Consider the following 23035-nt stretch of genomic DNA (forward strand, 5'->3'; position numbering starts at 1 on the left):
AGCGACCTCACTTCGGCGCGATGCCGGCGAATTGCAGCACACCGGCCACAATCACCACCATCGCCAGCGACAGCGGCAGGAACACCTTCCAGCCGAGCCGCATCAGTTGATCGTAGCGGTAGCGCGGCACGATCGCCTTCGCCATCGCAAACATGAAGAACATGAAGAAGACTTTCAGCGCGAACCAGATCACGCCGGGGATCCAATTGAACGGCGGCAGGTCCACCGGCGGCAACCAGCCGCCGAGGAACAGGATCGTCGCCATCGCGCACATCGTGGTGATCGCGACATATTCGCCGAGCATGAACAGCAAATACGGCGTCGAGCCGTATTCGACCATGAAGCCCGCGACCAGTTCCGATTCCGCTTCGACCAGATCGAACGGCGGGCGGTTGGTTTCGGCCAGCGCCGAGACGTAGAACACCACGAACATCGGGAACAGCGGCCACACATACCAGTTCAGGATGGTGACCTGCGGCAGGCCGATCAGGCCGCCGAAGCCGCGGGTATTCTGGGCCTCGACCACGGCCGAGAGGTTGAGCGAGCCGGCGCAGAGCAGGACCGTAATGATAACGAAGCCGATCGAGACTTCGTAGGACACCATCTGCGCCGCCGAGCGCAGTGCCGCCAGGAACGGATATTTCGAGTTCGACGACCAGCCGGCCATGATGATGCCGTAGATCGACAGCGACGAGATCGCGAAGATGTAGAGTACGCCGACATTGATGTCGGAGATGACCCAGCCGAGATTCATCGGGATCACGGCCCAGGCGGCCAGCGCCAGCACGCAGGATACCAGCGGCGCCAGCAGGAACACGCCCTTGTTGGAGCCCGACGGGATGATCGGCTCCTTCAGCACGAACTTGAGCAGGTCGGCGAAGGATTGCAGCAGGCCGAACGGGCCGACCACGTTGGGGCCGCGGCGGATCTGCACCGCCGCCCAGATCTTGCGGTCGGCGAGCAGGATGTAGGCGATCGCGATCAGGAGCACGACCAGCAGCAATACGCTCTCCGCGATCATGATGATCAGCGGCCAGAGGAAGCCGGTCCAGAACGCGCTTGCGAAGAATTCAGCCATCAGGTCACGCTCACTCCGCTGCCGTCAGCATTTGCCCGGACGCCAGCCGGGAACATTCCGCCATCACCGCCGATGCCCGCGCGATCGGGTTGGTGAGATAAAAGTCCTCGACCGAGGTCTTGAACGGGGTCTTGTCGACGCTGCCGCCCTTGGCGCCGAGCGACTTCACGTCGTCGGCCCTGCCGGGCTCGATCTGGTCGAGCCGCATCAGGTGCGGCGCCGCCTTGAACATGGCCTGGCGCAGCGCCTGCAACGAGTCATAGGGCAGCTTTTTGCCGAGCACGTCGGACAGCGCGCGGATCACCGCCCAGTCCTCACGCGCCTCACCGGGCGGGAACGCCGCACGGTTGGCGATCTGCGCCCTGCCCTCGGTGTTGACATAGATGCCGGACTTTTCGGTATAGGCCGCACCCGGCAGGATGACGTCGGCGCGATGCGCGCCGCGGTCGCCATGGGTGCCGATATAGACCACGAAGGTGCCGTCGGGCACTTTGACCTCGTCGGCGCCGAGCAGAAACAGCACGTCGAGCGTGCCGAAGGTCGTCATCTGCGCCAGGCTGAGGCCGCCGCTGCCGGCCGTAAAGCCGACATCGAGCGCGCCGGTGCGCGATGCCGTGTCCTGCAGCACGCCAAAACCGTTCCAGCCGTCCTTGAGCGCGCCGAAATCGGCCGCGATCTTGGCGGCGAGCGCCAGCACCGCGGCGCCGTCATGGCGCGCCAGCGAACCGGCGCCGACCATCACGATCGGCTTCTTGGCGCCCTTCAGCACGTCGGCGAAGGCATTCTTGCCGGCGGCGAGTTCGCTGAGCGAATCCGTGCCCGCACCGAGATAGTCGTAATCGTAGGTGAGATCGGCCTTGGCGCCGATCACGCCGATCTTGAGCTGGCCCGAACGCCAGCGCTTGCGGATCCGCGCGTTGAGAACGGCGGCTTCCTTGCGCGGGTTGGAGCCGATGATCAAGAGCGCATCGGCCTGCTCGATCCCGGCAATCGTGGGATTGAAGATGTAGGCACCGCGGCCCAGCTTCGGATCGAAGGCGTCGCCGCCCTGCACCGCGAGATTGGACGAGCCGCATTTCGCCAGCAGCTCCTTCAGCGCGAACATCTCTTCGACCGCGGCGACGTCACCGGCGACCGCGCCGATGCGCTTGCCGTCGATCCGGCCGGCCTTGGCGGCGATCGCGGCAAAGGCTTCCGGCCAGGAGGCAGCGCGGAGCTGGCCGTTCTCACGGATATAGGGCCGGTCGAGCCGCTGGGTGCGCAAGCCGTCGACGATGTGGCGGGTCTTGTCGGAAATCCATTCCTCGTTCACGGCCTCGTTGATGCGCGGCAGGATCCGCATCACCTCGCGGCCGCGGGTATCGACGCGGATGGCCGAGCCGACGCCGTCCATGACGTCGACCGACTGGGTCTTGCCGAGCTCCCACGGGCGCGCGGCGAACGCATACGGCTTCGAGGTCAGCGCACCGACCGGGCAGATGTCGACCAGGTTGCCCTGCAATTCGGAGGTCAGCGCCGATTCCAGATAGGTCGTGATCTCCATGTCCTCGCCGCGGCCGGTCGCGCCCATTTCGGGCGCGCCGCAGACTTCGGCGGAGAAGCGGACGCAGCGCGTGCACTGGATGCAGCGGTTCATCGAGGTCTTGACCAGCGCGCCGAGATACTTGTCCTCGACCGCGCGCTTGTTCTCGGCAAAGCGCGAGGTGTCGACGCCGTAACCCATCGCCTGGTCCTGCAGGTCGCACTCGCCGCCCTGGTCGCAGATCGGGCAATCCAGCGGGTGGTTGATCAGCAGGAATTCCATCACGCCTTCGCGCGCCTTCTTGACCATCGGCGAACGCGTCGAGATTTCCGGCGGCTCGCCCTTGGGTCCGGGACGGCAGTCGCGCACGGCCCAGGCGCAGCTTGCCACCGGCTTCGGGCCGCCCTTCACCTCGACGAGGCACATCCGGCAATTGCCGGCGATCGACAGCCGCTCGTGGTAGCAGAAGCGTGGAATTTCGGCGCCTGCGGCTTCACACGCCTGCAGCAGCGTGTATTCCGCGGGCACATCGATCTCTTTGCCATCGACGATGAGTTTGGTCATTGCGATCTCAGGTCTTTCCCAGCTTGCAGTCTGGCGGTGTAAGGCTGGCGGTCTTCAGGGACGTCTTGACCCATTGCTGGGTCTCGGTGCCGTAGGTGGCGAGATAGGCCGGCTGCGCCGCGTTCTTCTCGCACAGGAACGGCAGATGCGGCTTCAAATCGTAATCGCAGGAGGCCTGCCATTCGCGCTTGTCGGCGAAGGCGGCAATGGTCTCCTCGCAGGCGTAGAGGAAGTACGAGACGAAGCTCTCATACTGCACCCGCTCGTCGCGGCTGCCGGCCTTGATGGTGTCGTAATCGGGCGCCGAGAACTTCGGATTCTTGAACGCCAGATCGGTGTAGCCCAGAAACGCCATCCGCGCGGACGCGGCGCGGTTGTTGTTCCGGATCTCGTTGATCTGGAACAGGATCGCAACAAAGCCGAGCAGCGCTACGCCCGCCTGCGCCATCTGCGCCAGCGTTCCGTATTTCTGCCACCAGAAGCTCGGTTGCGACATTACCATTACTCCGCCGCCACCATGTTGACGGGGTCGCGCACGCCGATATCGTCGATGTCGGCCTTGTGCGAATACTGGTCGATACGTTCTTCGATCTCGTGACGGAAATGCGCGATCAGGCCCTGGATTGGCCAGGCCGCGGCGTCGCCGAGCGCGCAGATGGTGTGGCCTTCGACCTGCTTGGTGACTTCCAAGAGCATGTCGATCTCGCGCTTGTGGGCGCGGCCATCCGCCATGCGGTTCAACACCCGCCACATCCAGCCGGTGCCTTCGCGGCACGGCGTGCACTGGCCGCAGCTCTCGTGCTTGTAGAAATAGGAGATCCGCGCGATCGCCCGGATCAGGTCGGTCGACTTGTCCATCACGATCACGGCGGCGGTGCCGAGGCCCGAGCGCAGCTTGCTGAGGCTGTCGAAATCCATCGGCGTGTCGATGATCAGCTCGGCCGGCACCATGCGCACCGACGAACCGCCGGGAATCACCGCCTTGAGGTTGTCCCAGCCGCCGCGGATGCCGCCGCAATGGCGTTCGATCAGCTCGCGGAACGTCAGCCCCATCGCCTCTTCGACGTTGCAGGGCCGCTCGACATGGCCGGAAATGCAAAACAGTTTGGTGCCGACATTGTTGGGACGGCCGATCGCGGCGAACCACGCCGCGCCGCGCCGCAGAATGTCGGGTGCGACCGCGATGGATTCGACGTTGTTGACGGTGGTCGGGCAGCCATAGAGGCCGACATTGGCCGGGAATGGCGGCTTCAGCCGCGGCTGGCCCTTCTTGCCCTCGAGACTTTCCAGAAGTGCGGTCTCTTCGCCGCAGATATAGGCGCCGGCGCCGTGCGCGACATAGATGTCGAACGGCCAGCCGTTGGTGTTGTCCTTGCCGACCAGCTTGGCCTCATAGGCCTGGTCGATCGCGGCCTGCAGGTGCTCGCGCTCGCGGATGAACTCGCCGCGCACATAGATGTAGCAGGCATGCGCGCCCATCGCGAAGCTCGCGATCAGGCAGCCTTCGACCAGAAGATGCGGATCGTGCCGCATGATCTCGCGGTCCTTGCAGGTGCCGGGCTCGGACTCGTCGGCGTTGACGACGAGGTAGCTCGGCCGCCCGTCGGTGGATTCCTTGGGCATGAACGACCATTTCAGCCCGGTCGGAAAGCCGGCCCCGCCGCGCCCGCGCAGGCCCGACGCCTTCATCTCGCTGATGATCCAGTCGCGGCCCTTGTCGATGATCGCCTTGGTGCCGTCCCAGGCGCCACGGCGGCGCGCGCCCTCGAGGCCCCAGTCGTGGAGGCCGTAGAGGTTCTTGAAGATGCGATCCTTGTCGTCGAGCATGACTGAGAACTTCCTGGGATCAACGATTGGACTGGGCGTAAGCGAGACCCGCGGCGCAGCCGCCGAAGGTCAGCGCCCACAACAGGCTCGATTCCAGCGTCGCGCTCAACGCGTAACGCTGCAGCAGAAAGATGAACGCGGCCGCCACCACGGTGTGCAGGCCGATATAGCGCCAGTTCTTCATCGCGCCGCCCTCCTGCTGCCCGTTTGCGGACAATGTGCCGTCGCGCATCATGTGGATTCCTTCAGCGTGGTCGGGCCGCCCACGGGAGCAGAGAACTGGCGGTCGATCTGCGGGCCCGGCTTCGGCGGATTGCCCGACGCAAAGCCATCAAGCACCTTGCCGAAGTTTTCCTTGGTCAGGTCCTCGTAGGTGTCCTTCCAGATCAGCACCATCGGCGCGTTCACGCAGGCCCCCAAGCACTCGACCTCTTCCCAGGAGAAGTTGCCGTCCTTCGACAGGTGGAAGGGATCGTGGTGGATGCGGCTCTGGCAAACTTCGATGATGTCACCGGCGCCGCGCAGGCGGCACGGCGTGGTGCCGCAGACCTGGACGTGGGCCTTCTTGCCGACCGGCTGCAGCTGGAACATGGTGTAGAAGGTCGCGATCTCCAGCACGCGGATGTAGGCCATGTCGAGCAGGTCGGCGACGGCGCGGATCGCCGCTTCCGAAACCCAGCCCTCATGCTGTTCCTGCACCCGCCACAGGATCGCAATCACCGCCGAAGCCTGGCGGCCGGGCGGATATTTGGCGATCTGCGCTTTCGCCCAGGCAAGGTTCTCGTCCGAAAACGAGAAGCTCGCGGGCTGCAATTCCTTCGGTGCGAGGCGGCGGACGGACATCGTTCAGTCTCTCATTGCGCGCGATGCTGCGGCTTTCGCATTGAGCGCATGGATCCGGTCGAGCCAGAATGCGCTTGCGGTGCCGAACACGTTGTAGCCGATGTGGGTTGAAACCTTGATGCGATCGAGGATCGAAAGCTCGGTCACGGTTTCAAGGCGATTGCTGCGCGGATCGTAGACGATCAGCGTCAGCGGGGTTTGTTCGAGGATGTAGCGCGACACGGTGTGCTGGGGATCGTTGCCATGCTCCTCGCATAGCAGGACGCTGTCACCCTGCATCAGCCGGGCGCCGCCCTTCATGGCCTCGATCTCGACGCCCTCGACGTCGAGCTTGATCAGAAACTTGCCGTTGGCGGCAACCTTGCCGTCATCCAGCAGGTTGTCGAGCGCCAGCACCGGCACTTCCTCGCCGCCGGACTGGTCGCCGGCGATGCTGAAAGCCTCATGCTTGGTGCCGGACAGGCGCGCGGTGCCGCGGGCGGCCCCGATCGCGCATTTCATGACTTCGAAACGGTTGCCGTTGATCTTGGCGTTGTTGGCGAGCTTCGGGAAATTCTCTCCCGACGGTTCGATCGCGATCGCCTTGTGCGCACCGAACGGCTTGCTCGAGACCAGCACCGACCAGTAGCCGTAGTTGGCGCCGCAATCGAGCAGCGTGTAATCAATGTCGGCGGAATCGGCGAACAGCAGTTCCAGTTCATCCTCGTAACTGAAGGTGCGGTTGAGCAGCTTGCTCCAGTAGCCGTCGCCATAGGGAAATTCGAACACGGCGTCGGGGTTGAGCCTGACCTGGATGCCGCGCTCGGGCAGCGCCTTGCGCAGCAGGTTGGCGCAGCGATTGTAGCCAAAGTGAGAAAAATTCGCGCCCACCTTGGAGCCGAGCGTCAGCGCCACCGCGGCCAGACGCTCCCACGCGTTCGCGCCTTCGAGAACGCCCGAAGCCCGGTCAAACTGGATGGGCGCCTGCGCCGTCACCGATCGACCTCTCCGAACACGATATCGAGCGAACCGAGGATGGCCGAAACGTCGGCCAGGAGATGGCCCTTGCAGATGAAATCCATCGCCTGCAGATGGGCAAAGCCCGGCGCGCGGATCTTGCACTTGTAGGGTTTGTTGGTGCCGTCGGCGACCAGATAGACGCCGAACTCGCCCTTCGGCGCCTCGACCGCGGTATAGACTTCGCCGGCCGGCACGCGAACACCTTCGGTGTAGAGCTTGAAGTGATGGATCAGCGCTTCCATCGAGCGCTTCATCTCGCCCCGGCGCGGCGGCGCGATCTTGTTGTCGTCGACGACAACGGGCCCCTGCCCTTCCGGCGCGCGCAGCTTCGCAATGCACTGCTTCATGATCCGCACGGACTGCCGCATCTCTTCCATGCGGATGCAGTAGCGGTCGTAGCAATCGCCGTTCTTGCCGATCGGAATGTCGAAATCCATTTCGGCGTAGCATTCGTAGGGCTGCGACTTGCGCAAGTCCCAGGCCGCGCCCGAGCCGCGCACCATCACGCCGGAGAAACCCCACTCCCACGCCTGCTTCAGCGACACCACGCCGATGTCGACGTTGCGCTGCTTGAAGATGCGGTTGCCGGTCAGCAGTGTTTCGAGGTCGGCGACGACCTGCAGGAACGGATCGCACCAGGCATCGATATCGTCGATCAGCTTCGTCGGCAGGTCCTGATGCACACCGCCGAGGCGGAAATAGGCCGCATGCATGCGCGAGCCCGAGGCGCGCTCGTAGAACACCATCAGCTTTTCGCGCTCTTCGAAACCCCACAGCGGCGGGGTCAGCGCGCCGACGTCCATCGCCTGCGTGGTGACGTTGAGTAGATGCGACAGGATGCGGCCGATCTCGCAATAGAGCACGCGGATCAGTTGGCCGCGGCGCGGCACCGTGATGCCGAGCAGCTTTTCCGCAGCCAGGCAGAACGCATGTTCCTGGTTCATCGGCGCGACATAGTCGAGCCGGTCGAAATACGGGATCGCCTGCAGATAGGTCTTTTGCTCGATCAGCTTTTCGGTGCCGCGGTGCAAGAGGCCGATATGCGGATCGACGCGCGCAACGACTTCGCCGTCCAATTCAAGGACGAGCCGCAAGACGCCATGGGCTGCAGGGTGCTGGGGCCCGAAGTTAATCGTGAAATTTCGAAGATTCTGTTCGTTCATGGTCAGGCCTTCGGCTCAGCCTTCTCGTCGCCTGGCAGCGGATAGTCCGCGCCTTCCCATGGCGAGAGGAAATCGAATTTGCGGAATTCCTGGTTGAGGCGGACCGGCTCGTAGAGCACCCGCTTCTCCTGGTCATCGTAGCGGACCTCGACGAAACCGGTGAGCGGAAAGTCCTTGCGCAGCGGATGGCCGTCGAAGCCGTAATCGGTCAGCAGCCGCCGCATGTCGGGATGGCCGGTGAAGATCACGCCATAGAGGTCGTAACACTCGCGCTCGAACCAGTCGGCACCGGGAAACACGTCGATGATCGACGGCACCTGGGTGGTCTCGTCGGCTTCCGCACGCAGGCGGATCCGCGCGTTCAGGGTCGGCGACAGCAGGTGGTAGACGACGTCAAAACGCTTCTCGCGGCCGGGATAGTCGACCGCGGTCACGTCGGTGAAGTTGACGAAGCGGCAGTTCGGATCGTCACGCAGGAACTTTACGACGTCGACGATTCTGCCCGCGTCCACCGTGACGGTGAGCTGGCCGAACGCGACCGAATGAGCACTGGCCGCACCCGGAAGCGCGCTAACAATCGTCTGCCCCAAGGCGTCGAGCTTGCCGTCGTCCATTAGCTTAAAACCTTAGCGTTCGATGGTCCCGATGCGCCGGATCTTCTTCTGCAGCAGCAGCACGCCGTACAGCAGCGCTTCCGCCGTCGGCGGGCAGCCGGGTACGTAGATGTCGATCGGCACGATACGGTCGCAGCCGCGCACGACCGAGTAGGAATAGTGATAGTAGCCGCCGCCATTGGCGCACGACCCCATCGAGATCACGTAGCGCGGCTCGGGCATCTGGTCGTAGACCTTGCGCAGCGCCGGGGCCATCTTGTTGGTCAGCGTGCCCGCGACGATCATCACGTCGGACTGCCGCGGCGAGGCGCGCGGCGCGAACCCGAAGCGCTCGACGTCGTAACGCGGCATCGACACTTGCATCATCTCGACCGCGCAGCAGGCCAGGCCGAAGGTCATCCACATCAGCGAGCCGGTGCGCGCCCAGGTGATCAGGTCGTCGGTGGCGGCGACGAAGAAACCCTTGTCCGAGAGCTCGTGGTTGACCTCGAGGAAATACGGATCGTTGGCGCCGACCGGCCGGCCGGTGGCGGGATCGAGAATGCCCTTCGGCGCCGGAGCGATCGCCGGCGAAGACGCTGCAGTTACTGTCGGGCTCAATCCCATTCGAGCGCGCCTTTCTTCCATTCATAGGCAAAGCCGACCGTCAGCACGGCCAGGAACACCATCATCGACCAGAACCCGGTGACGCCGAGCTTGCCGAATGCCACCGCCCACGGGAACAGGAACGCCACTTCGAGGTCGAAGATGATGAAAAGGATCGCAACCAGATAGAAGCGGACGTCGAATTTCATGCGGGCGTCATCAAAAGCGTTGAATCCGCATTCATAGGCGGAGAGCTTTTCCGGATCCGGCTGCTGGAACGCAACGATGAACGGGGCAATCAGCAGTACCAGACCGATCAGGCCGGCCACTCCGATAAACACCACAAGTGGAAGGTAATTCTGCAGGATGCCGTTCATCGGCGGTGCCTTTTCCTGCGGTTTCGGACGGCCGCAGATTCGGAGATTGGAATTATTCTTGAGGCTTAGCGCAGCGCAACAGAGGGCGCAAGACAAGCTATCTTGACGCTCTGGCGGGCTCCGTCTTGTCAAAATCTGCCATCGCGACAGCACGCTTCGATGCCCGGTTTCCGGGCTGACGATCAGGTCAGGTCCCTCTCGGCGGCGAGCATTTGGGCAGCGGTCGCGGTCAGGCGATTGATCTGCCCAAGCAGCGTCTCCAGATCTTCCTTGCTGAGCTGTTCCAAGAGGCGCCGGTTGCGTTCCTGCGCGCCCGCCACAATGACGTCATGGGCGGCGAGCCCGGCCTTGGTCAGGCAAACCAGCGTCTCGCGGTTGTCCCGGGGGTTGTCGGCCTTGGCGACCAGCTTGCGCGACACCAGTTCCGCCAACGCCCGGCTGATCTGGCCCTTGTCCATGCCGACGGCCTCGGCCAGCCGCGCCACGCTCATCGGCGGCCGCCGTCCGAGCGAGGCCACCAGGCCGAACTCGACGGAAGAGAGCCCGGCCAGCCGCTTGTAGCGCAGAATCGCGCCGCGCTTGAGCAGATTGGCCAGCACCATCAGCCGCGACGACGTCATCGCGGTGATCGGCGCCAATTCGGCATCGTTCCCCGCGGCGGGCGGCGGCATCGGTTTGTTCGCTTTCTGGCTCATGACCAAATCTCTGCCAACAAAGCCAGCCTCTGCCAAGGAAACCGAAATCCTATCACGAGATCGTTGACAATGTCATCGATCTCGATTTGACTTCGCTCAATCGTCAGACGACTGCGGCGCCAAAGCCGCGGCGGGAGGAAACGGCTGTGAATATTACCCAGCGGGATCGCGATCTCGGCACCGGCTACGCCATGAAGCCGTCCACCACCCGGACCAAATTGACGTCGGTCGGCCGCGGCACGCCGATGGGAGAACTGCTGCGGCGCTACTGGCATCCGGTCGGTCTCGTCGGCGACGCCACCGATATCCCCAGAAAAGTGCGCGTGCTGGCTGAGGATCTGGTGCTGTTCCGCGACAAACACGGCCGGGTCGGCCTGCTGCACGCCCGCTGCTGCCACCGCGGCACCACGCTCTATTACGGCAAGGTCGAGGAAGACGGCATCCGCTGCTGCTACCACGGCTGGAAGTTCGACACCGAAGGCCATTGCCTCGAACAGCCCTGCGAACCCGAAGGCGGCCAGTTCAGGGACAAGGTGCGCCAGCCCTGGTATCCGGTGCAGGAGCGTTACGGCCTGATCTTCGCCTATCTCGGCCCGGCGGAGAAAAAGCCGGTGCTGCCGCGCTACGAATGCCTGGAGAACATGGACGACGGCGAGTTCGTCGAGGCCGACGATTCCTCGATCGGCGGCGGCGGCCCGGCCGTCATCCCCTGCAACTGGCTGCAGCATTTTGAAAATGTGGTGGACCCCTATCACGTGCCGGTGCTGCACGGTTCGTTCTCAGGGCCGCAGTTCACCAACATGATGGCCTCGATGCCGGAGGTGAAGTTCGAGACCTCAGCCCGCGGCGTCACCGTGCGCTCGATCCGTCACCAGGACGACGGCAAGGTTTTCTACCGGGTGACGGAAGCCGCCCTCCCCACGCTGCGCGTGGTGCCCAATCCGCGGGTGGCGCAATTTGCCCGCGTCGAGTCGATCGGCTGGACCCTGCCGATCGACGATACGTCGTTTCGCATCTATGTCGCCGGCCGGGTCAAGCAGTCGGGCGACATTGGCCGCATGCGCTCCAAATTCAACGGCAAGTTCTGGTGGGACATGACCGAGCAGGAACACCAGCAATTCCCCGGCGACTACGAGGCGCAGACAGGCCAGGGCCCGGTGACGCTGCATTCGGAGGAGCACTTCGGCCAGAGCGACCGCGGCATCCTGATGATCCGCCGCATGCTGGACGAGCAGCTCGAAGCCATGGAAGCGGGCCGCGATCCGGCAGGGGTCACGTTCGATCCCGAGGCCGCTTTGGTCGAATTCGAGGCGGGCAATTTCATTCGCGAGGCGTGAGGCGGTAAGTTCGGCACCAAGAGAATCCGAGGGGGAAACCATGGTCGATCTCGCGCCGCAGGTGGCCGCTGTGCAGGCGGGCGCCGCAAGGCCCTCGATGCGCCGATACTACGTGCTTGGCGTCCTGACCGTCGTCTACGCGCTGAACTTCCTCGACCGCACCATCTTCAATGTCCTGATCGAGCCGATCAAAAAGGAGTTTGCGCTCAGCGACACCATGATGGGCCTGCTCGCGGGCTTCGGCTTCGTGCTGTTCTATTCGCTGGTCGGGATACCGATTGCGCGCGTCGCCGATCGCGTCAACCGCCGCAACATCGTCGCCGCCGCGTTCGCGTTCTGGAGCGCGATGACGTTCCTGTGCGGGATGGCGACCAGCGTTACCAGCCTCGCGCTCGCCAGAATTGGCGTCGGCATCGGCGAATCCGCCTCCAGTCCGGCCTCGCAGTCGCTGATCGCCGATCTCTTCGCCAAGAACGAGCGGCCGCGGGCGCTCGGTATCTTCGCCATCGGCACCTATCTCGGCATCTTCCTCGGCTATTTCATCGGCGGCTACGTCAACCAGTACTTCGGCTGGCGCATGGCGTTCTTCGCCGCCGGCCTGCCCGGCATCGCGCTCGCCGCCGTGCTGTGGCTGACGATCTCGGAGCCGAAGCGCGGCGCCATGGCGGAGACTTTTGCGCCGGAGCCGATCGGACCGACGCTCGGTTTCCTCGCCTCGCAGCAGAGTTTTGTGATCGTGCTGATCGGCTTCTGCCTCACCACCTATACCAACTACGCCACCGCGGCCTGGATCCCGCCGTTCCTGGCGCGGGTGCATCACCTCTCCAGCGCCGAGATCGGCACCTATGCCGGCACATTCAAGGGCCTCGCCGGGATGGCCGGCACGCTGGTCGGCGGGCTGGTGGTGGCGCGGATCAGCCAGCGCGACGACCGCTGGAAATTATGGGCGCCGGCGATTACGTCGTTCCTCGCCGGTCCGGTGTTTGCCGTCTGCATGCTGACGCAGGATTTTACGACGATGGTCGCGGCGCTGTCGCTGACCTCGTTCCTGGTCGGCTTTCACCTCGGCCCGATCTTTGCGATTGCGCAGACCGTGGCGAGGCCGAGCATGCGGGCGCTGGCCTCCGCGATCATCGCCTTGACCGCAACCTGCTTTGGCCAGGGCGTCGGTCCGCTTGCCGTCGGCATGATCAACGACGCGCTCAAGAACGACTACGGCGCCAACGCCGTGCGCTATTCGTTGCTGTCGGCTGCGGTCACGACTTCGGTCGGCGCGCTGCTGTTTATCCTGGCGGCGCGGACGATCCGCGGCGATATCAAGCGCGCGAGTTGAGGCGGCGCGTTTCCGGGAGTTACTCAGGCGAGCTTGCCGACGTGCCCTTCGAGCAGGCTCCAGCACTTGGCGCCGAGTTTTTCTTTCCAGACGGCATACACGGGCACCATGCGGGCGCGGAACAGCTCCTGATCCACGTCGTTGAACACCATGCCACGCTCGGTCAGCGTCTTGCGCAGGCCGCCGTTGAATGTTCCCTGGTCTTCGCGCTGCAGGCGCACGTACTTGGTGGCGTTGCGCTCGATCACAGCCTGAATATCGGCCGGCAGCTTCCGCCAGAGAGCAAGGTTGGCCATGAGGTTGAAGCCCGACCACATGTGGTTGGTCATCGCCATGTGTTTCTGCACTTCGTAAAGCTTGAACACTTCCGTGACGGCCAAGGGATTTTCCTGCGCGTCGACTTTGCCGTTTTTGATCCCGTCATAAATCTGGTTGACGTTGATGGTCACGGGCTCGGCGCCGAGCGCCCTAAACGTGTCGGTAAACATTTGGCCGGCAGGCAAGCGAATCCGAATTCCCTCGAAATCCCCGGGAGCGAGAATCGGCCGACTGGTCGTTGACGTCTGGCGCATGCCATTATCGAAGGCCATCACCGGGAAGCCGTACAAGCCCTTCGCCGCCATTTCCTCGCGCAAATAGGCGCCGAGCGCACCATCCGCGGCGGCGTGAGCTTCGCTCGCCGTCTTGAACGCGAACGGTACCTGCTGCACTTCAGCGACGGGCACCGACTGGCCCAGAATGCCGCCCATCAGCGTGAAGAAGTCGAGCTCGCCGGAGATCACCATCTTGAGCGCTGCCGGGTCCGAGCCCTGAATGCCCGCATTCTCCGCGAATACCTCGGTGTCGACCCGGCCATTGGTCTCCGTCTTCACCGCCGCCCACATCTCGACCAGCCGCTTGTGCAGCGGGCTCGAGAGGGCCTGATTGTGGAATTGGCGGAACTTGAAGTCCGCGGCAAGACCGAAGCGGCTGAAGGTAGCGAGTGAGCCCAGCACCGCCGCTCCCCCGATAACCGCGCGGCGGCTCAGTATTGTCGGCATGGCATTTTTCCCCTTTAAACAAAGTTCAGGCAATCTTGATCGCGCACTCACGTCAGCTTGCCCGTGTATTTCTCCAGCTGCGCCCAGGCTTCTCCGCCATAGGTCTTCTGCCATTGCGTGTAGAAACCGGCCTTCACCAGCGCCGCCCTGAACTGCACCGGATCGGGCGTGTTGAAGGTCATGCCCTTGGCGGTCAGTTCGGCTTGCAGCGAGCGGTCCATCTCGACCAAATCGGCGCGCTCCTTGTTCGCGGCCGCATCGAAATTGCTGCTGACGATTTCCTGCAGATCCGCCGACAGCCCTGATAGCGCGCGGCGGTTGGCGACGATCCAGTAGCCGCTCCAGCAGTGGTTCGACAGCGCGCAGTATTTCTGCACCTCGTAGAGCTTGCCGGTCGACACCTGCGCCAGCGGGTTCTCCTGCCCTTCGACGATATGGGTCTGCAGCGCCGAGTAGAGTTCGTTGTAGCTGATGCTCGACGGCAGCGCGCCGAGGCCCGAGAACAGCGACGTCAGCAATGCCGTGACCGGCACACGAATCTTGAATCCCCTGAGATCGTCGACGCTGTTGAGCTGCCGGCTCGACGACGACGTGATCTGCCGGAAACCATTGTCCCAGACCTTCTTCATCGGAACGATCCCGGCCTTGCCGATGGCGTCGCGGACCACCTCGCCGACGCCGCCATCCATCGCCGCCCACACCTGGTCATAGGACTGGAAGGCGAAGCCGATGCTGGGCAGGCCCGACATCGGCACCAGGATCGACAACGTGAGGCTAGGCACCGCCAGCAGTTCGATGCCGCCGGCGCGGACCTGCGACAGCATCTCGGGATCGCCGCCGAGCTGGCTGTTGGAAAACACGGTGACATTGAGCCGGCCGTTTGACTGCGCGCCGATCGCCTTGGCCGCCTCGGTGAGCCTGATCGTCAGCGGATGGGTCTCCGGTGTATTGACGCCGAGCTTGAAGTCGAATTCGGCGGCAGCGGCTGCCTTGGCGGGCCAACGGAGAATCGCGGTGGCCCAGGTTGCGGAAGCCGCGCCGAGCAGGTGCCGACGGGTCAGTTTCGTTGTTTTCATTATTGTTTTTCTCCCGAGCGCCGTTTGCCGCGCCTGGGAGATGTTTTCGGCCGATCTGCTGTTTTCCGCAAGCCGGGCAGCTGACGGTCGAGAAATCGGCCAAAAAGCCACAGATGAAACCATTTTGAGGAAGGCGCGAAACCATCCTGAAACAGACTGGGGGTACACCTGCAGCCGTCAGAGGGCGGAACACACGCCCGGGAGGCTACCATGAACCACTCCATTCACTCTGCGGACCGCACCACCCACCTGAAGATCGTGGTTGTCGCGCTCGTTGCAGGCATCGCGGTGGCGGCTTTCGGTATCTCGGCACGATCAGGTTCGGATTTCACCCAGACCGCCCACGTCATGAAGGCGGGCAAGCCGGTGGTTGTCACCAGCTCGGACATCTCGATGGTCCGCTAAGCGCTAACGACTTCATTGGAATCAAAACGGCCGCCCAAGGGGCGGCCTTTTTGTTGGCACGAGGCCTTGAGGATCGGTGCTAAGCCATTGAAACAATGGCGCGAGAGACGGGACTCGAACCCGCGGCCTCCGCCGTGACAGGGCGGCGCTCTAACCAACTGAGCTACTCCCGCGGATGCCGTAATCAACTCGTGATCCGCGCAGGACCGAGGGCATAAAGGGCGATCTTACGTTAGTCAAGGACGTTGCGAATCCCCTTGCCAAATGGGCATTTCTGCGACACGTAAGCAAAAAACGGCTTGTTTTCAGGCAAATCAGCGTAGGCAGCCGCCACCCGAATCATTTAAGGCCTGATACGTCTAAGTTTCTTGAAACCTTCGCCGTTCCGCTCACGTCGGAATCCGGAGGTTCAGGTCTCTGACATCAGCGGTTTTCCGGCGTGGACCGCACTGCGCCCCGCTACCGAGGCAAACCGCAAGCTCAAGCCATTTACCAACGAGGAGGGCCAGATATGGCGAAGAAAGCAGCGACTCCAGCCACCGTGACGCTCAAGCACCTGGCAGCGGATCTCGCCGAAGAGCATGAATTGTCGAAGAAGGCCGCCGAGGCGATTCTGACCGATATGGTCGGCAAGATCACCAAGCACCTGAAGAAGGGCGAGCGCATCCGCATCGTCGGGCTGGGCATCCTCCAGGTTCGCAAGCGCGCCGCCCGCATGGGCCGCAACCCCGCCACCGGCGAAGCGATCCAGATCAAGGCCAGCAAGAAGGTCGCCTTCCGCGCCGCCAAGGAACTCAAGGAAGCCGTCTGATACGGCGTCCTTTCTGATCCGACGTAAAGCGCCATTCCGGCGGGGACCCGGAATGGCGCTTTTCTGTTATAGAGCCACACTCATAACGCCCGTCGCTCAAGTCTTGCTTGGCGGGCTTGGCCTGCTCTCTTCATCCGGATTGTCATCTTGGCTTCTTCCCTCGCGTTTACCCACACCGTGACCGAGCGCTTCCTGCGCTATGTCGTGATCGACACCCAGTCCGATCCGGGCTCGCCGACCTGCCCCTCCACCGAGAAACAGAAGAATCTCGGCCGCCTGCTCGCGGCCGAACTGCAGGCGATCGGGCTTGCCGACGCCCATCTCGACCAGCATGGCTATGTCTACGCGACCATTCCGGCGAACACCGACAAGCGGGTCGCCACGATCTGCTTCTGCTCGCATATGGACACCTCGCCGGATTGTAGCGGCGCCAACGTCAAGCCGCAGATCGTGAAAAACTATCGCGGTGGCGATATCGTGCTGCCGGCCGATCCCACCCAGGTGATACGCGCAGCCGATCATCCGGCGCTGGCCGACCAGATCGGCAACGACATCATCACGACGGACGGCACCACGCTGCTGGGCGCCGACAACAAGGCCGGCCTCGCCGAAATCATGGACGCGGCGCAGTTCCTGATCGCAAACCCGCACATCAAGCACGGCGCCATCAAGATACTCTTCACCCCGGACGAAGAGATCGGCCGCGGCGTCGACAAGGTCGACCTCAAGAAGCTCGGCGCCGACTTCGCCTATACGATGGACGGCGAGACCGCCGGGAATATCGAAGACGAGACCTTTTCGGCCGACGGCGCCACCATCACCATCGAGGGCGTCTCGACCCATCCGGGGTTTGCAAAAGGCAAGATGGAGCATGCGATCAAGATCGCCGCGGCCATCGTCGACCGGCTGCCGAAAAATACCTGCTCGCCCGAGACCACGGAGGGCAAGGAAGGCTTTCTGCATCCGATCGGCATCTCCGGCGCGCTGGAGAAGGCGTCCATTGGCTTCATCGTGCGCGACTTCAACGACGAGGGCTTGAAGGAAAAGGAAACCCTGCTGGAAAGCATCGTCAAGGACGTGATGAAGGACTATCCGCGCTCGACCTACCGCATGGAGGTCAAGCCGCAATACCGCAACATGAAGCAGGCGATCGACCGCCACCCCGAGACCGTCGACTACGCGATCGAGGCGATCCGCCGCGCCGGCCTCACACCGGTGCGCAGCTCGATCCGCGGCGGCACCGACGGCTCGCGGCTATCAGCCATGGGCCTGCCCTGCCCCAACATCTTCGCCGGCGAGCACGCCTTCCACTCGCGGCTGGAATGGGTCAGCCGCCAGGACATGGAAAAGGCGGCGGAGACGATCGTGCATCTGGCGATGATCTGGGAAGAGCGGGCGTAGGTTCCCTACCCGGACCCAAAATCGCGAAAACAACCCCATGCAAAGTAGAACTCCGGCTCGCAAGGCGTCGCACCAAGTCTAGCCCGCGCGCGCTGTCACGATCCAGATCGAGGCCGGCAACGGCACCGTGTCGCCCTTGGCGAAGGTCGCAAGCACTTCACGAACCGAATTGGTGGCGGCGGCGCGGGTCTCCGGCGGATGGCCTTCGAGAGCGCGACTGGCGGGTCCGATTTCGAAGGCGGCCTGCACCGCGGCTTCCAGGCCGCGGCCGAGCGCGACATCGAGCGTGAGATGGCACGGCTCCATCGCAATGCCGGCAAAACCGGCCGCACCGAGGATACGGTTCACGCGCGCCTCCGAGGCGAACGCAAACGGTCCGGGATCTTCCGGGCCCTGCGGCGGAAGCTTTGGCACGTGCTTGTAGACCGCCTGCAGCGGCGCCATGAAGAATGGATTCTCCTTCGGCTCGCGCCAGCACGCGAACGCCAACCGTCCCGACGGCCGCAACGCCTTGCGCAGGTTCGAAAACGACAGCGCTGGATCGGCAAAGAACATCACGCCGAACCGTGACGCCAGCAGATCGAAGCTTGCCGGATCGAACGGATAGACCGTCGCATCCGCCAGCGCGAAATCGACCGGCAACTCCTTTGGCGCGGTCTGCCGCGCCCGCTCCAGCATCGGGCCGGAGACGTCGATGCCGAACACATGGCCTGAGGGTGCGACCTTGTGCCCGAACGCAATCGTGGTGGCGCCGCTGCCGCAGCCGACGTCGATGACGCGCTCGCCTGTCTTGGGCTTGGCGCGGTCGATCAGCAGGTCGGCGATCGGCTTCAGCAGGATATCCTGCGCCGCTTGCCGATCGGCCCAGCGCTGGCCGCCCGGCCCGTTCCAGTAGGCGATCTGGTCGGCGTTCTCTTGGTGGCCTTGGGGGGTGTCCATATGCATAATTCTCTATGTAATTCGGTCATTTGGGAAGCAATACGCCGGTCACCCGACCTTGCACTGAAGGGGCCCGCAAGGTTAAACAGAAGCTTGAGGGCGGCTAGCTCAGCTGGTTAGAGCATCTCGTTTACACCGAGAGGGTCGGCGGTTCGAATCCGTCGCCGCCTACCATATTTTTCAATGACTTAGCTTTCCAGAGGGATCGGGAAGGCATGCAAAATGAAGAGGCCGCCAGCTAGGTGGCTTATCGTGGCATGAGAACGATAGAACTCGACGCCAGCGGCTGGAAAGTCCCCCTCGATTTTGCCTCTGCGCTCAAGGAAGCGTTGGGATCACCGGAATGGCACGGCACTCGGGCGGCAGCTTTCATAGACTCCATGGTCGCGGGTGGAATCAATGCTCTCGAACCGCCCTATGTGATCAGGGTCGTCAATACGGCAAATCTTGAATCCGAAGTGATGGAGTTCATTCAAGATGTTTCGTCGTGGGTTGAAGACGCCCGCGTCCGTAGACTTGCGCGCACCGGGCAAGATGCAGCGGTAAGTCTTCAGATCGCAAATTAGGCACGGCGATCTTCAAACAAGGCCACCAAGATCGGAGACAAGCCAGCACCGGGAAACGGGAACTGGCCTGTTTTGACTACTAGAGGCCTAATCTGATTTTGGCGATGGCGCCTTGCTTTTAACAGCAGCGCGCGAAAGCTTTTCCAGTCTCCCAGACGGAAATCTCCAATATCCCCCGGTCATGGTGATTGTATAGTGCCCCCTTTTCCAACCAGCTTCCTTGCCGGAGACATGAGAGATCGTGAATTCATCATTGGGCATATGAACCAACTTTAGCGTTTCCGGCGTCAATCGCCTATCGCCCATGGCAATGCCAACCGCAGCAAAGATTTCCTGCAACTGGGTCGGCCAATATTCGGGATCGTTTTCATCCACGGCTGATGGTCCGTTTCAGTATGTGCTGTCCGTATTTGAGCCGAGGTGTCCTAGTTTCCGGTCAGGAGTGTCTTCGTCCGTAGATCGCGACAGCTTTAGCCGCAATATCGCGATCCATATCTGGATTACCTCGGAGCGACATCCGGGATGTAACCACCCAATTGAGATACTCTCCGATGGTTGCCGCATCCGCTTCATCAGCGAGCATCTTAAACACCTGCATGGCATAATAGTCGTATTCGTCTTCGGCCCCCTCGCAGCCGGACACGCCGATTGGGTCCCACTCATGCAAGAGCAAACTCTTTAGCGCTTCGAGTTCGGACGACATCGGCACTCGCTTCTATGCAGTGGTCTAATTCGGAGAAGGGAAGAATAAATTCTTAAGGCATAACAAGCCGAAGCCCGTGCCAATAGCGACAAAAAACGCGAGCCCCAGCCAGACCATTTGACTGTAGTAGTGGTAGTATTCCTTCGAGAATTCGCTTGGCAATGGTGTCCTGAGCGTAAAAAGGCCGCGCCGCTCTATGCACTCGCCTGCCCTGAGAAACGCTGCGCGGAAACCCATTGCCCAAAGCACAACGGCGCATCCCCAATCCGCAGTGATTAGAAAATTGAGAAAGTCGCGAAGTACTTCGCGCAGCATTGAAAAATCCTAAGCCGCCTCAGTTGGTGGCCTTTACCTGCCTATCGCGCCTTTTTCGCCCGATCAAGCTGCCCGGCCTTTCCTCCTCGAAAACGCATCTCCGACGCTGCCTGATGGTCAGGATGAATGGTGCCCGCAATGGCATTGCCCGTCGATCTGCATCGTCCTTCGACTCCAAAAAAAACGGCGCCCGAAGGCGCCGTTTTATCATTCACAGTGATGTTGGTCAGTGGGCGGTCAGGCCGCCGGCGGCTTCGTCGCCGGCTTCGGTCTTGACCGGCACTTTGGTGTCTTCTTCCCAGACGATCGCCACCGGGGGGCGCACCAGCGCCTTGTTGACGACGTCGTCGAGCCGGGCAACCGGGATGATGTCCATGCCGCCCTTGATCGCATCGGAAATCTCCGTGAGATCCTTGGCGTTGTCCTCGGGGATGAACACCGTCTTGATGCCGCCGCGTGCCGCGGCCAACAGCTTCTCCTTCAGGCCGCCGATCGGCAGTACCCTGCCGCGCAGCGTGATCTCGCCGGTCATGGCGACATCGTGCCGGACCGGAATGCCGGTCATGACCGAGATGATGGCGGTCGCCATCGCAACACCCGCCGACGGTCCGTCCTTCGGGGTCGCCCCTTCGGGAACGTGGACATGGATGTCGCGGCGGTCGAACAGCGGCGGCTCGATGCCGTAGTTGATCGCCCGCGAGCGGACATACGACGCCGCCGCCGAGATCGACTCCTTCATCACGTCGCGCAGGTTGCCCGTCACCGTCATCCTGCCCTTGCCGGGCATCATGACGCCTTCGATGGTCAACAGCTCGCCACCGACATCGGTCCAGGCCAGGCCCGTCACGATACCGACCTGCGGCTCGCTCTCGATCTCGCCGTAGCGGTACTTCGGCACGCCGAGGAACTCTTCCAGAGTCTTCTCGGTGACCTTGACTGACTTCTTCTTGGAGATCATCAGCTCCTTCACCGCCTTGCGGGCGAGTGTCGACAGCTCACGCTCCAGGTTACGCACGCCGGCTTCCCGGGTGTAGCGGCGGATCATCAGCAACAAGGCATCGTCGTCGATCGCCCATTCCTTGGAATCGAGGCCATGCTTGGAGATGGCGTTCGGGATCAGGTGCTTGCGCGCGATCTCGACTTTCTCGTTCTCGGTATAGCCGGCGATCCGGATGATCTCCATGCGGTCCATCAGGGGGCCGGGAATATTCAGCGTATTCGCGGTCGTGATGAACATGACGTTCGACAGATCGTAGTCGACCTCCAGATAGTGATCGGCAAAGGTCCCGTTCTGCTCGGGGTCGAGGACCTCAAGCAGCGCCGAGGACGGATCGCCGCGGAAATCGGCGCCCATCTTGTCGATCTCGTCCAGCAGGAACAGCGGGTTCGAGGTCTTGGCCTTCCTCATCGACTGGATGATCTTGCCGGGCATCGAGCCGATATAGGTGCGGCGGTGACCGCGGATCTCGGCCTCGTCGCGCACGCCGCCGAGCGACACGCGCACGAACTCACGTCCGGTCGCCTTCGCGATCGACTTGCCGAGCGAGGTCTTGCCGACGCCGGGAGGCCCGACCAGGCACAGGATCGGTCCGGTCAGCTTGTTGGCGCGGGTCTGCACCGCCAGATACTCGACGATGCGGTCCTTGACCTTCTCGAGCCCGTAGTGGTCGTTGTCCAGCACGGCCTGCGCCGCCTCGAGGTCCTTCTTGACCTTGGACTTCTTGTTCCACGGGATCGACAGCAGCCAGTCGAGATAGTTGCGCACGACGGTCGCTTCCGCGGACATCGGCGACATCTGGCGCAGCTTCTTCAATTCATGCTGCGCCTTGTCCCGCGCTTCCTTGGAAAGCTTGGTCTTGGCAATCTTCTCTTCCAGATCGGCCAGCTCGTCGCGACCTTCGTCGTCGCCGAGTTCCTTCTGGATCGCCTTCATCTGCTCGTTCAGGTAATACTCGCGCTGGGTCTTCTCCATCTGGCGCTTGACGCGCGAGCGGATACGCTTCTCGACCTGCAGCACCGAGATCTCGCTCTCCATCAGGCCCAGCACCTTCTCCAGGCGCTGCGTGACGGACAACGTTTCCAGGATGCCCTGGCGATCAGCGATCTTGACGGCGAGATGCTGGGCGACCTGATCGCTCAGCTTGGCAAAGTCAGTGATGGCCTGAACCACGCCGACGACTTCGGCGGAGATCTTCTTGTTCAGCTTCACATAGCTTTCGAAGTCGGACACGACCGAGCGCGACAACGCTTCGGCCTCGACCGAAGTGGCGTCGGTGTCGGCGAGCGCAACCGCGGTCGCTTCATAATATTCGGTGCGGTCGGAATACTTCTCGACGCGCGCGCGCTCGAGCCCTTCGACCAGCACCTTGACGGTGCCGTCGGGCAACTTGAGCAGCTGCAGCACGCTGGCAAGCGTGCCGACTTCGTAGATCGAATCCGGATTTGGATCGTCGTCGGAAGCGTTCTTCTGGGTCGCCAGCAGGATCAGCGCGTCGTTCTTCATCACCTCTTCGAGCGCGCGGATCGATTTCTCGCGACCAACGAACAGGGGCACGATCATGTGCGGAAAAACGACGATGTCGCGGAGCGGCAACACCGGATAGGAGTGGCTTTCGCCGTGAACGATGGTTGGCCGAACTTTCGGGGTGGTCATGGCCTGTTCCTTTTGTTGTGCCCCCTTGCACGCAGTCCGCTTCTCATGCGCAACCGCCACAAGGTGCCGAGAGGTTCCGGGTCGTCTGGCGGCTTGCGCCGCCTGCTTCCCGGATCGTTTCGGTGACGTATTTCGCTTCGAAACTCTAATCGAATCTAAAGCACGATTCACGCCACCGACAGCATTAGG

At 62.7% G+C, this 23035-nt stretch carries 25 protein-coding genes and 2 tRNA genes; 7 read left to right on the forward strand and 20 right to left on the reverse strand.

Translation table 11 applies throughout. The annotated features are described in order from the left end of the window. Window positions 1–7: 7 nt before the first annotated feature. The 12 genes from nuoH to BLS26_RS01635 form a co-directional block, all read right to left on the reverse strand. The gene (nuoH, locus tag BLS26_RS01580; protein ID WP_092507832.1) at window positions 8–1078 is read right to left on the reverse strand and encodes an NADH-quinone oxidoreductase subunit NuoH; all 1071 of its coding nucleotides are present in this window, start codon (window positions 1076–1078) and stop codon (window positions 8–10) included. Between the two features lie 10 nt (window positions 1079–1088). Next, entirely contained in the window at window positions 1089–3164 is a 2076-nt protein-coding gene (gene nuoG / locus BLS26_RS01585; RefSeq protein WP_092507834.1) for an NADH-quinone oxidoreductase subunit NuoG, read from the reverse strand. A 7-nt stretch (window positions 3165–3171) separates the two neighbouring features. Next, window positions 3172–3660, reverse strand: a complete 489-nt coding sequence (locus tag BLS26_RS01590) for a hypothetical protein (RefSeq protein ID WP_092507836.1) — start codon at window positions 3658–3660, stop codon at window positions 3172–3174. Window positions 3661–3665: 5 nt separating this feature from the next. Beyond that, window positions 3666–4991, reverse strand: a complete 1326-nt coding sequence (gene nuoF, locus BLS26_RS01595) for an NADH-quinone oxidoreductase subunit NuoF (protein ID WP_092507838.1) — start codon at window positions 4989–4991, stop codon at window positions 3666–3668. Between the two features lie 19 nt (window positions 4992–5010). Then, the gene (locus BLS26_RS01600) at window positions 5011–5223 is read right to left on the reverse strand and encodes a hypothetical protein (RefSeq protein ID WP_172804765.1); all 213 of its coding nucleotides are present in this window, start codon (window positions 5221–5223) and stop codon (window positions 5011–5013) included. Beyond that, window positions 5223–5834 (reverse strand): NADH-quinone oxidoreductase subunit NuoE, encoded by a 612-nt coding sequence (gene nuoE / locus BLS26_RS01605; RefSeq protein WP_092507840.1) that lies wholly within the window; start codon window positions 5832–5834, stop codon window positions 5223–5225. The genes BLS26_RS01600 and nuoE overlap by 1 nt, the downstream gene beginning before the upstream one ends. Window positions 5835–5837: 3 nt before the next feature. Beyond that, window positions 5838–6809, reverse strand: a complete 972-nt coding sequence (locus BLS26_RS01610; protein ID WP_092507842.1) for an FkbM family methyltransferase — start codon at window positions 6807–6809, stop codon at window positions 5838–5840. Continuing rightward, complete coding sequence (locus BLS26_RS01615; RefSeq protein WP_092507844.1) at window positions 6806–7996, reverse strand: NADH-quinone oxidoreductase subunit D; 1191 nt, start codon at window positions 7994–7996, stop codon at window positions 6806–6808. The genes BLS26_RS01610 and BLS26_RS01615 overlap by 4 nt, the downstream gene beginning before the upstream one ends. A gap of 2 nt (window positions 7997–7998) precedes the next feature. Beyond that, on the reverse strand, window positions 7999–8610 hold the full coding sequence (locus tag BLS26_RS01620; RefSeq protein WP_092507846.1) for an NADH-quinone oxidoreductase subunit C: 612 nt from the start codon (window positions 8608–8610) through the stop codon (window positions 7999–8001). A 12-nt stretch (window positions 8611–8622) separates the two neighbouring features. Then, complete coding sequence (locus tag BLS26_RS01625) at window positions 8623–9216, reverse strand: NADH-quinone oxidoreductase subunit B family protein (protein WP_074832581.1); 594 nt, start codon at window positions 9214–9216, stop codon at window positions 8623–8625. Further along, the gene (locus BLS26_RS01630; protein ID WP_092507848.1) at window positions 9207–9572 is read right to left on the reverse strand and encodes an NADH-quinone oxidoreductase subunit A; all 366 of its coding nucleotides are present in this window, start codon (window positions 9570–9572) and stop codon (window positions 9207–9209) included. Before BLS26_RS01630 ends, BLS26_RS01625 begins: the two co-directional genes overlap by 10 nt. Before the next feature lie 182 nt (window positions 9573–9754). Continuing rightward, window positions 9755–10267 (reverse strand): MarR family winged helix-turn-helix transcriptional regulator, encoded by a 513-nt coding sequence (locus BLS26_RS01635; RefSeq protein WP_092507850.1) that lies wholly within the window; start codon window positions 10265–10267, stop codon window positions 9755–9757. A gap of 146 nt (window positions 10268–10413) precedes the next feature. Between BLS26_RS01635 and BLS26_RS01640 the strand changes: the two genes are divergently transcribed. Both BLS26_RS01640 and BLS26_RS01645 read left to right on the forward strand, forming a co-directional pair. Then, window positions 10414–11604 carry an aromatic ring-hydroxylating dioxygenase subunit alpha gene (locus tag BLS26_RS01640; protein WP_092507851.1) on the forward strand — a complete coding sequence of 397 codons (1191 nt, stop codon included), beginning with the start codon at window positions 10414–10416 and terminating at the stop codon, window positions 11602–11604. A 40-nt stretch (window positions 11605–11644) separates the two neighbouring features. After that, the gene (locus BLS26_RS01645) at window positions 11645–12937 is read left to right on the forward strand and encodes an MFS transporter (protein ID WP_092507853.1); all 1293 of its coding nucleotides are present in this window, start codon (window positions 11645–11647) and stop codon (window positions 12935–12937) included. Between the two features lie 23 nt (window positions 12938–12960). On the opposite strand, the gene BLS26_RS01650 is transcribed toward BLS26_RS01645, so the two are convergent. Then, window positions 12961–13977 (reverse strand): TRAP transporter substrate-binding protein, encoded by a 1017-nt coding sequence (locus BLS26_RS01650; protein ID WP_157676254.1) that lies wholly within the window; start codon window positions 13975–13977, stop codon window positions 12961–12963. A 47-nt stretch (window positions 13978–14024) separates the two neighbouring features. Continuing rightward, complete coding sequence (locus BLS26_RS01655; protein ID WP_092507857.1) at window positions 14025–15053, reverse strand: TRAP transporter substrate-binding protein; 1029 nt, start codon at window positions 15051–15053, stop codon at window positions 14025–14027. Window positions 15054–15263: 210 nt separating this feature from the next. On the opposite strand from BLS26_RS01655, the gene BLS26_RS01660 reads away from it, so the two are divergent. After that, window positions 15264–15458, forward strand: a complete 195-nt coding sequence (locus BLS26_RS01660) for a hypothetical protein (RefSeq protein ID WP_092507859.1) — start codon at window positions 15264–15266, stop codon at window positions 15456–15458. A 96-nt stretch (window positions 15459–15554) separates the two neighbouring features. Here the strand turns inward: BLS26_RS01660 and BLS26_RS01665 are convergent. Continuing rightward, window positions 15555–15631: transfer RNA gene (locus BLS26_RS01665), tRNA-Asp, on the reverse strand. Window positions 15632–15969: 338 nt separating this feature from the next. Between BLS26_RS01665 and BLS26_RS01670 the strand changes: the two genes are divergently transcribed. Beyond that, a complete protein-coding gene (locus BLS26_RS01670) occupies window positions 15970–16269 on the forward strand; it encodes an HU family DNA-binding protein (RefSeq protein ID WP_092507861.1) in 300 nt (99 codons plus the stop codon). 144 nt (window positions 16270–16413) lie between these two features. Continuing rightward, complete coding sequence (gene pepT, locus BLS26_RS01675; protein ID WP_092507863.1) at window positions 16414–17670, forward strand: peptidase T; 1257 nt, start codon at window positions 16414–16416, stop codon at window positions 17668–17670. A 78-nt stretch (window positions 17671–17748) separates the two neighbouring features. Here pepT and BLS26_RS01680 read toward each other — a convergent pair whose 3' ends face one another. Then, entirely contained in the window at window positions 17749–18609 is an 861-nt protein-coding gene (locus BLS26_RS01680) for a class I SAM-dependent methyltransferase (RefSeq protein ID WP_092507865.1), read from the reverse strand. A gap of 97 nt (window positions 18610–18706) precedes the next feature. On the opposite strand from BLS26_RS01680, the gene BLS26_RS01685 reads away from it, so the two are divergent. Both BLS26_RS01685 and BLS26_RS01690 read left to right on the forward strand, forming a co-directional pair. Further along, window positions 18707–18783, forward strand: a tRNA-Val gene (locus tag BLS26_RS01685). Window positions 18784–18866: 83 nt separating this feature from the next. Beyond that, window positions 18867–19175 carry a hypothetical protein gene (locus tag BLS26_RS01690; protein ID WP_092507867.1) on the forward strand — a complete coding sequence of 103 codons (309 nt, stop codon included), beginning with the start codon at window positions 18867–18869 and terminating at the stop codon, window positions 19173–19175. Window positions 19176–19262: 87 nt separating this feature from the next. Here BLS26_RS01690 and BLS26_RS35440 read toward each other — a convergent pair whose 3' ends face one another. The 4 genes from BLS26_RS35440 to lon form a co-directional block, all read right to left on the reverse strand. Then, the gene (locus BLS26_RS35440) at window positions 19263–19550 is read right to left on the reverse strand and encodes a hypothetical protein (protein ID WP_157676255.1); all 288 of its coding nucleotides are present in this window, start codon (window positions 19548–19550) and stop codon (window positions 19263–19265) included. A gap of 61 nt (window positions 19551–19611) precedes the next feature. Then, complete coding sequence (locus BLS26_RS01695) at window positions 19612–19878, reverse strand: hypothetical protein (RefSeq protein ID WP_092507869.1); 267 nt, start codon at window positions 19876–19878, stop codon at window positions 19612–19614. A 24-nt stretch (window positions 19879–19902) separates the two neighbouring features. Beyond that, window positions 19903–20193: a hypothetical protein gene (locus BLS26_RS01700; RefSeq protein ID WP_092507871.1), complete on the reverse strand. Its 291-nt coding sequence runs from the start codon at window positions 20191–20193 to the stop codon at window positions 19903–19905. Between the two features lie 226 nt (window positions 20194–20419). Further along, window positions 20420–22846, reverse strand: coding sequence for an endopeptidase La (gene lon / locus BLS26_RS01705; protein ID WP_092507873.1), 2427 nt, complete (start codon window positions 22844–22846; stop codon window positions 20420–20422). Window positions 22847–23035 lie beyond the last annotated feature (189 nt).

The sequence above is a fragment of the Afipia sp. GAS231 genome, from assembly GCF_900103365.1.
In the GTDB taxonomy this organism is placed as follows: Bacteria; Pseudomonadota; Alphaproteobacteria; order Rhizobiales; family Xanthobacteraceae; genus Bradyrhizobium.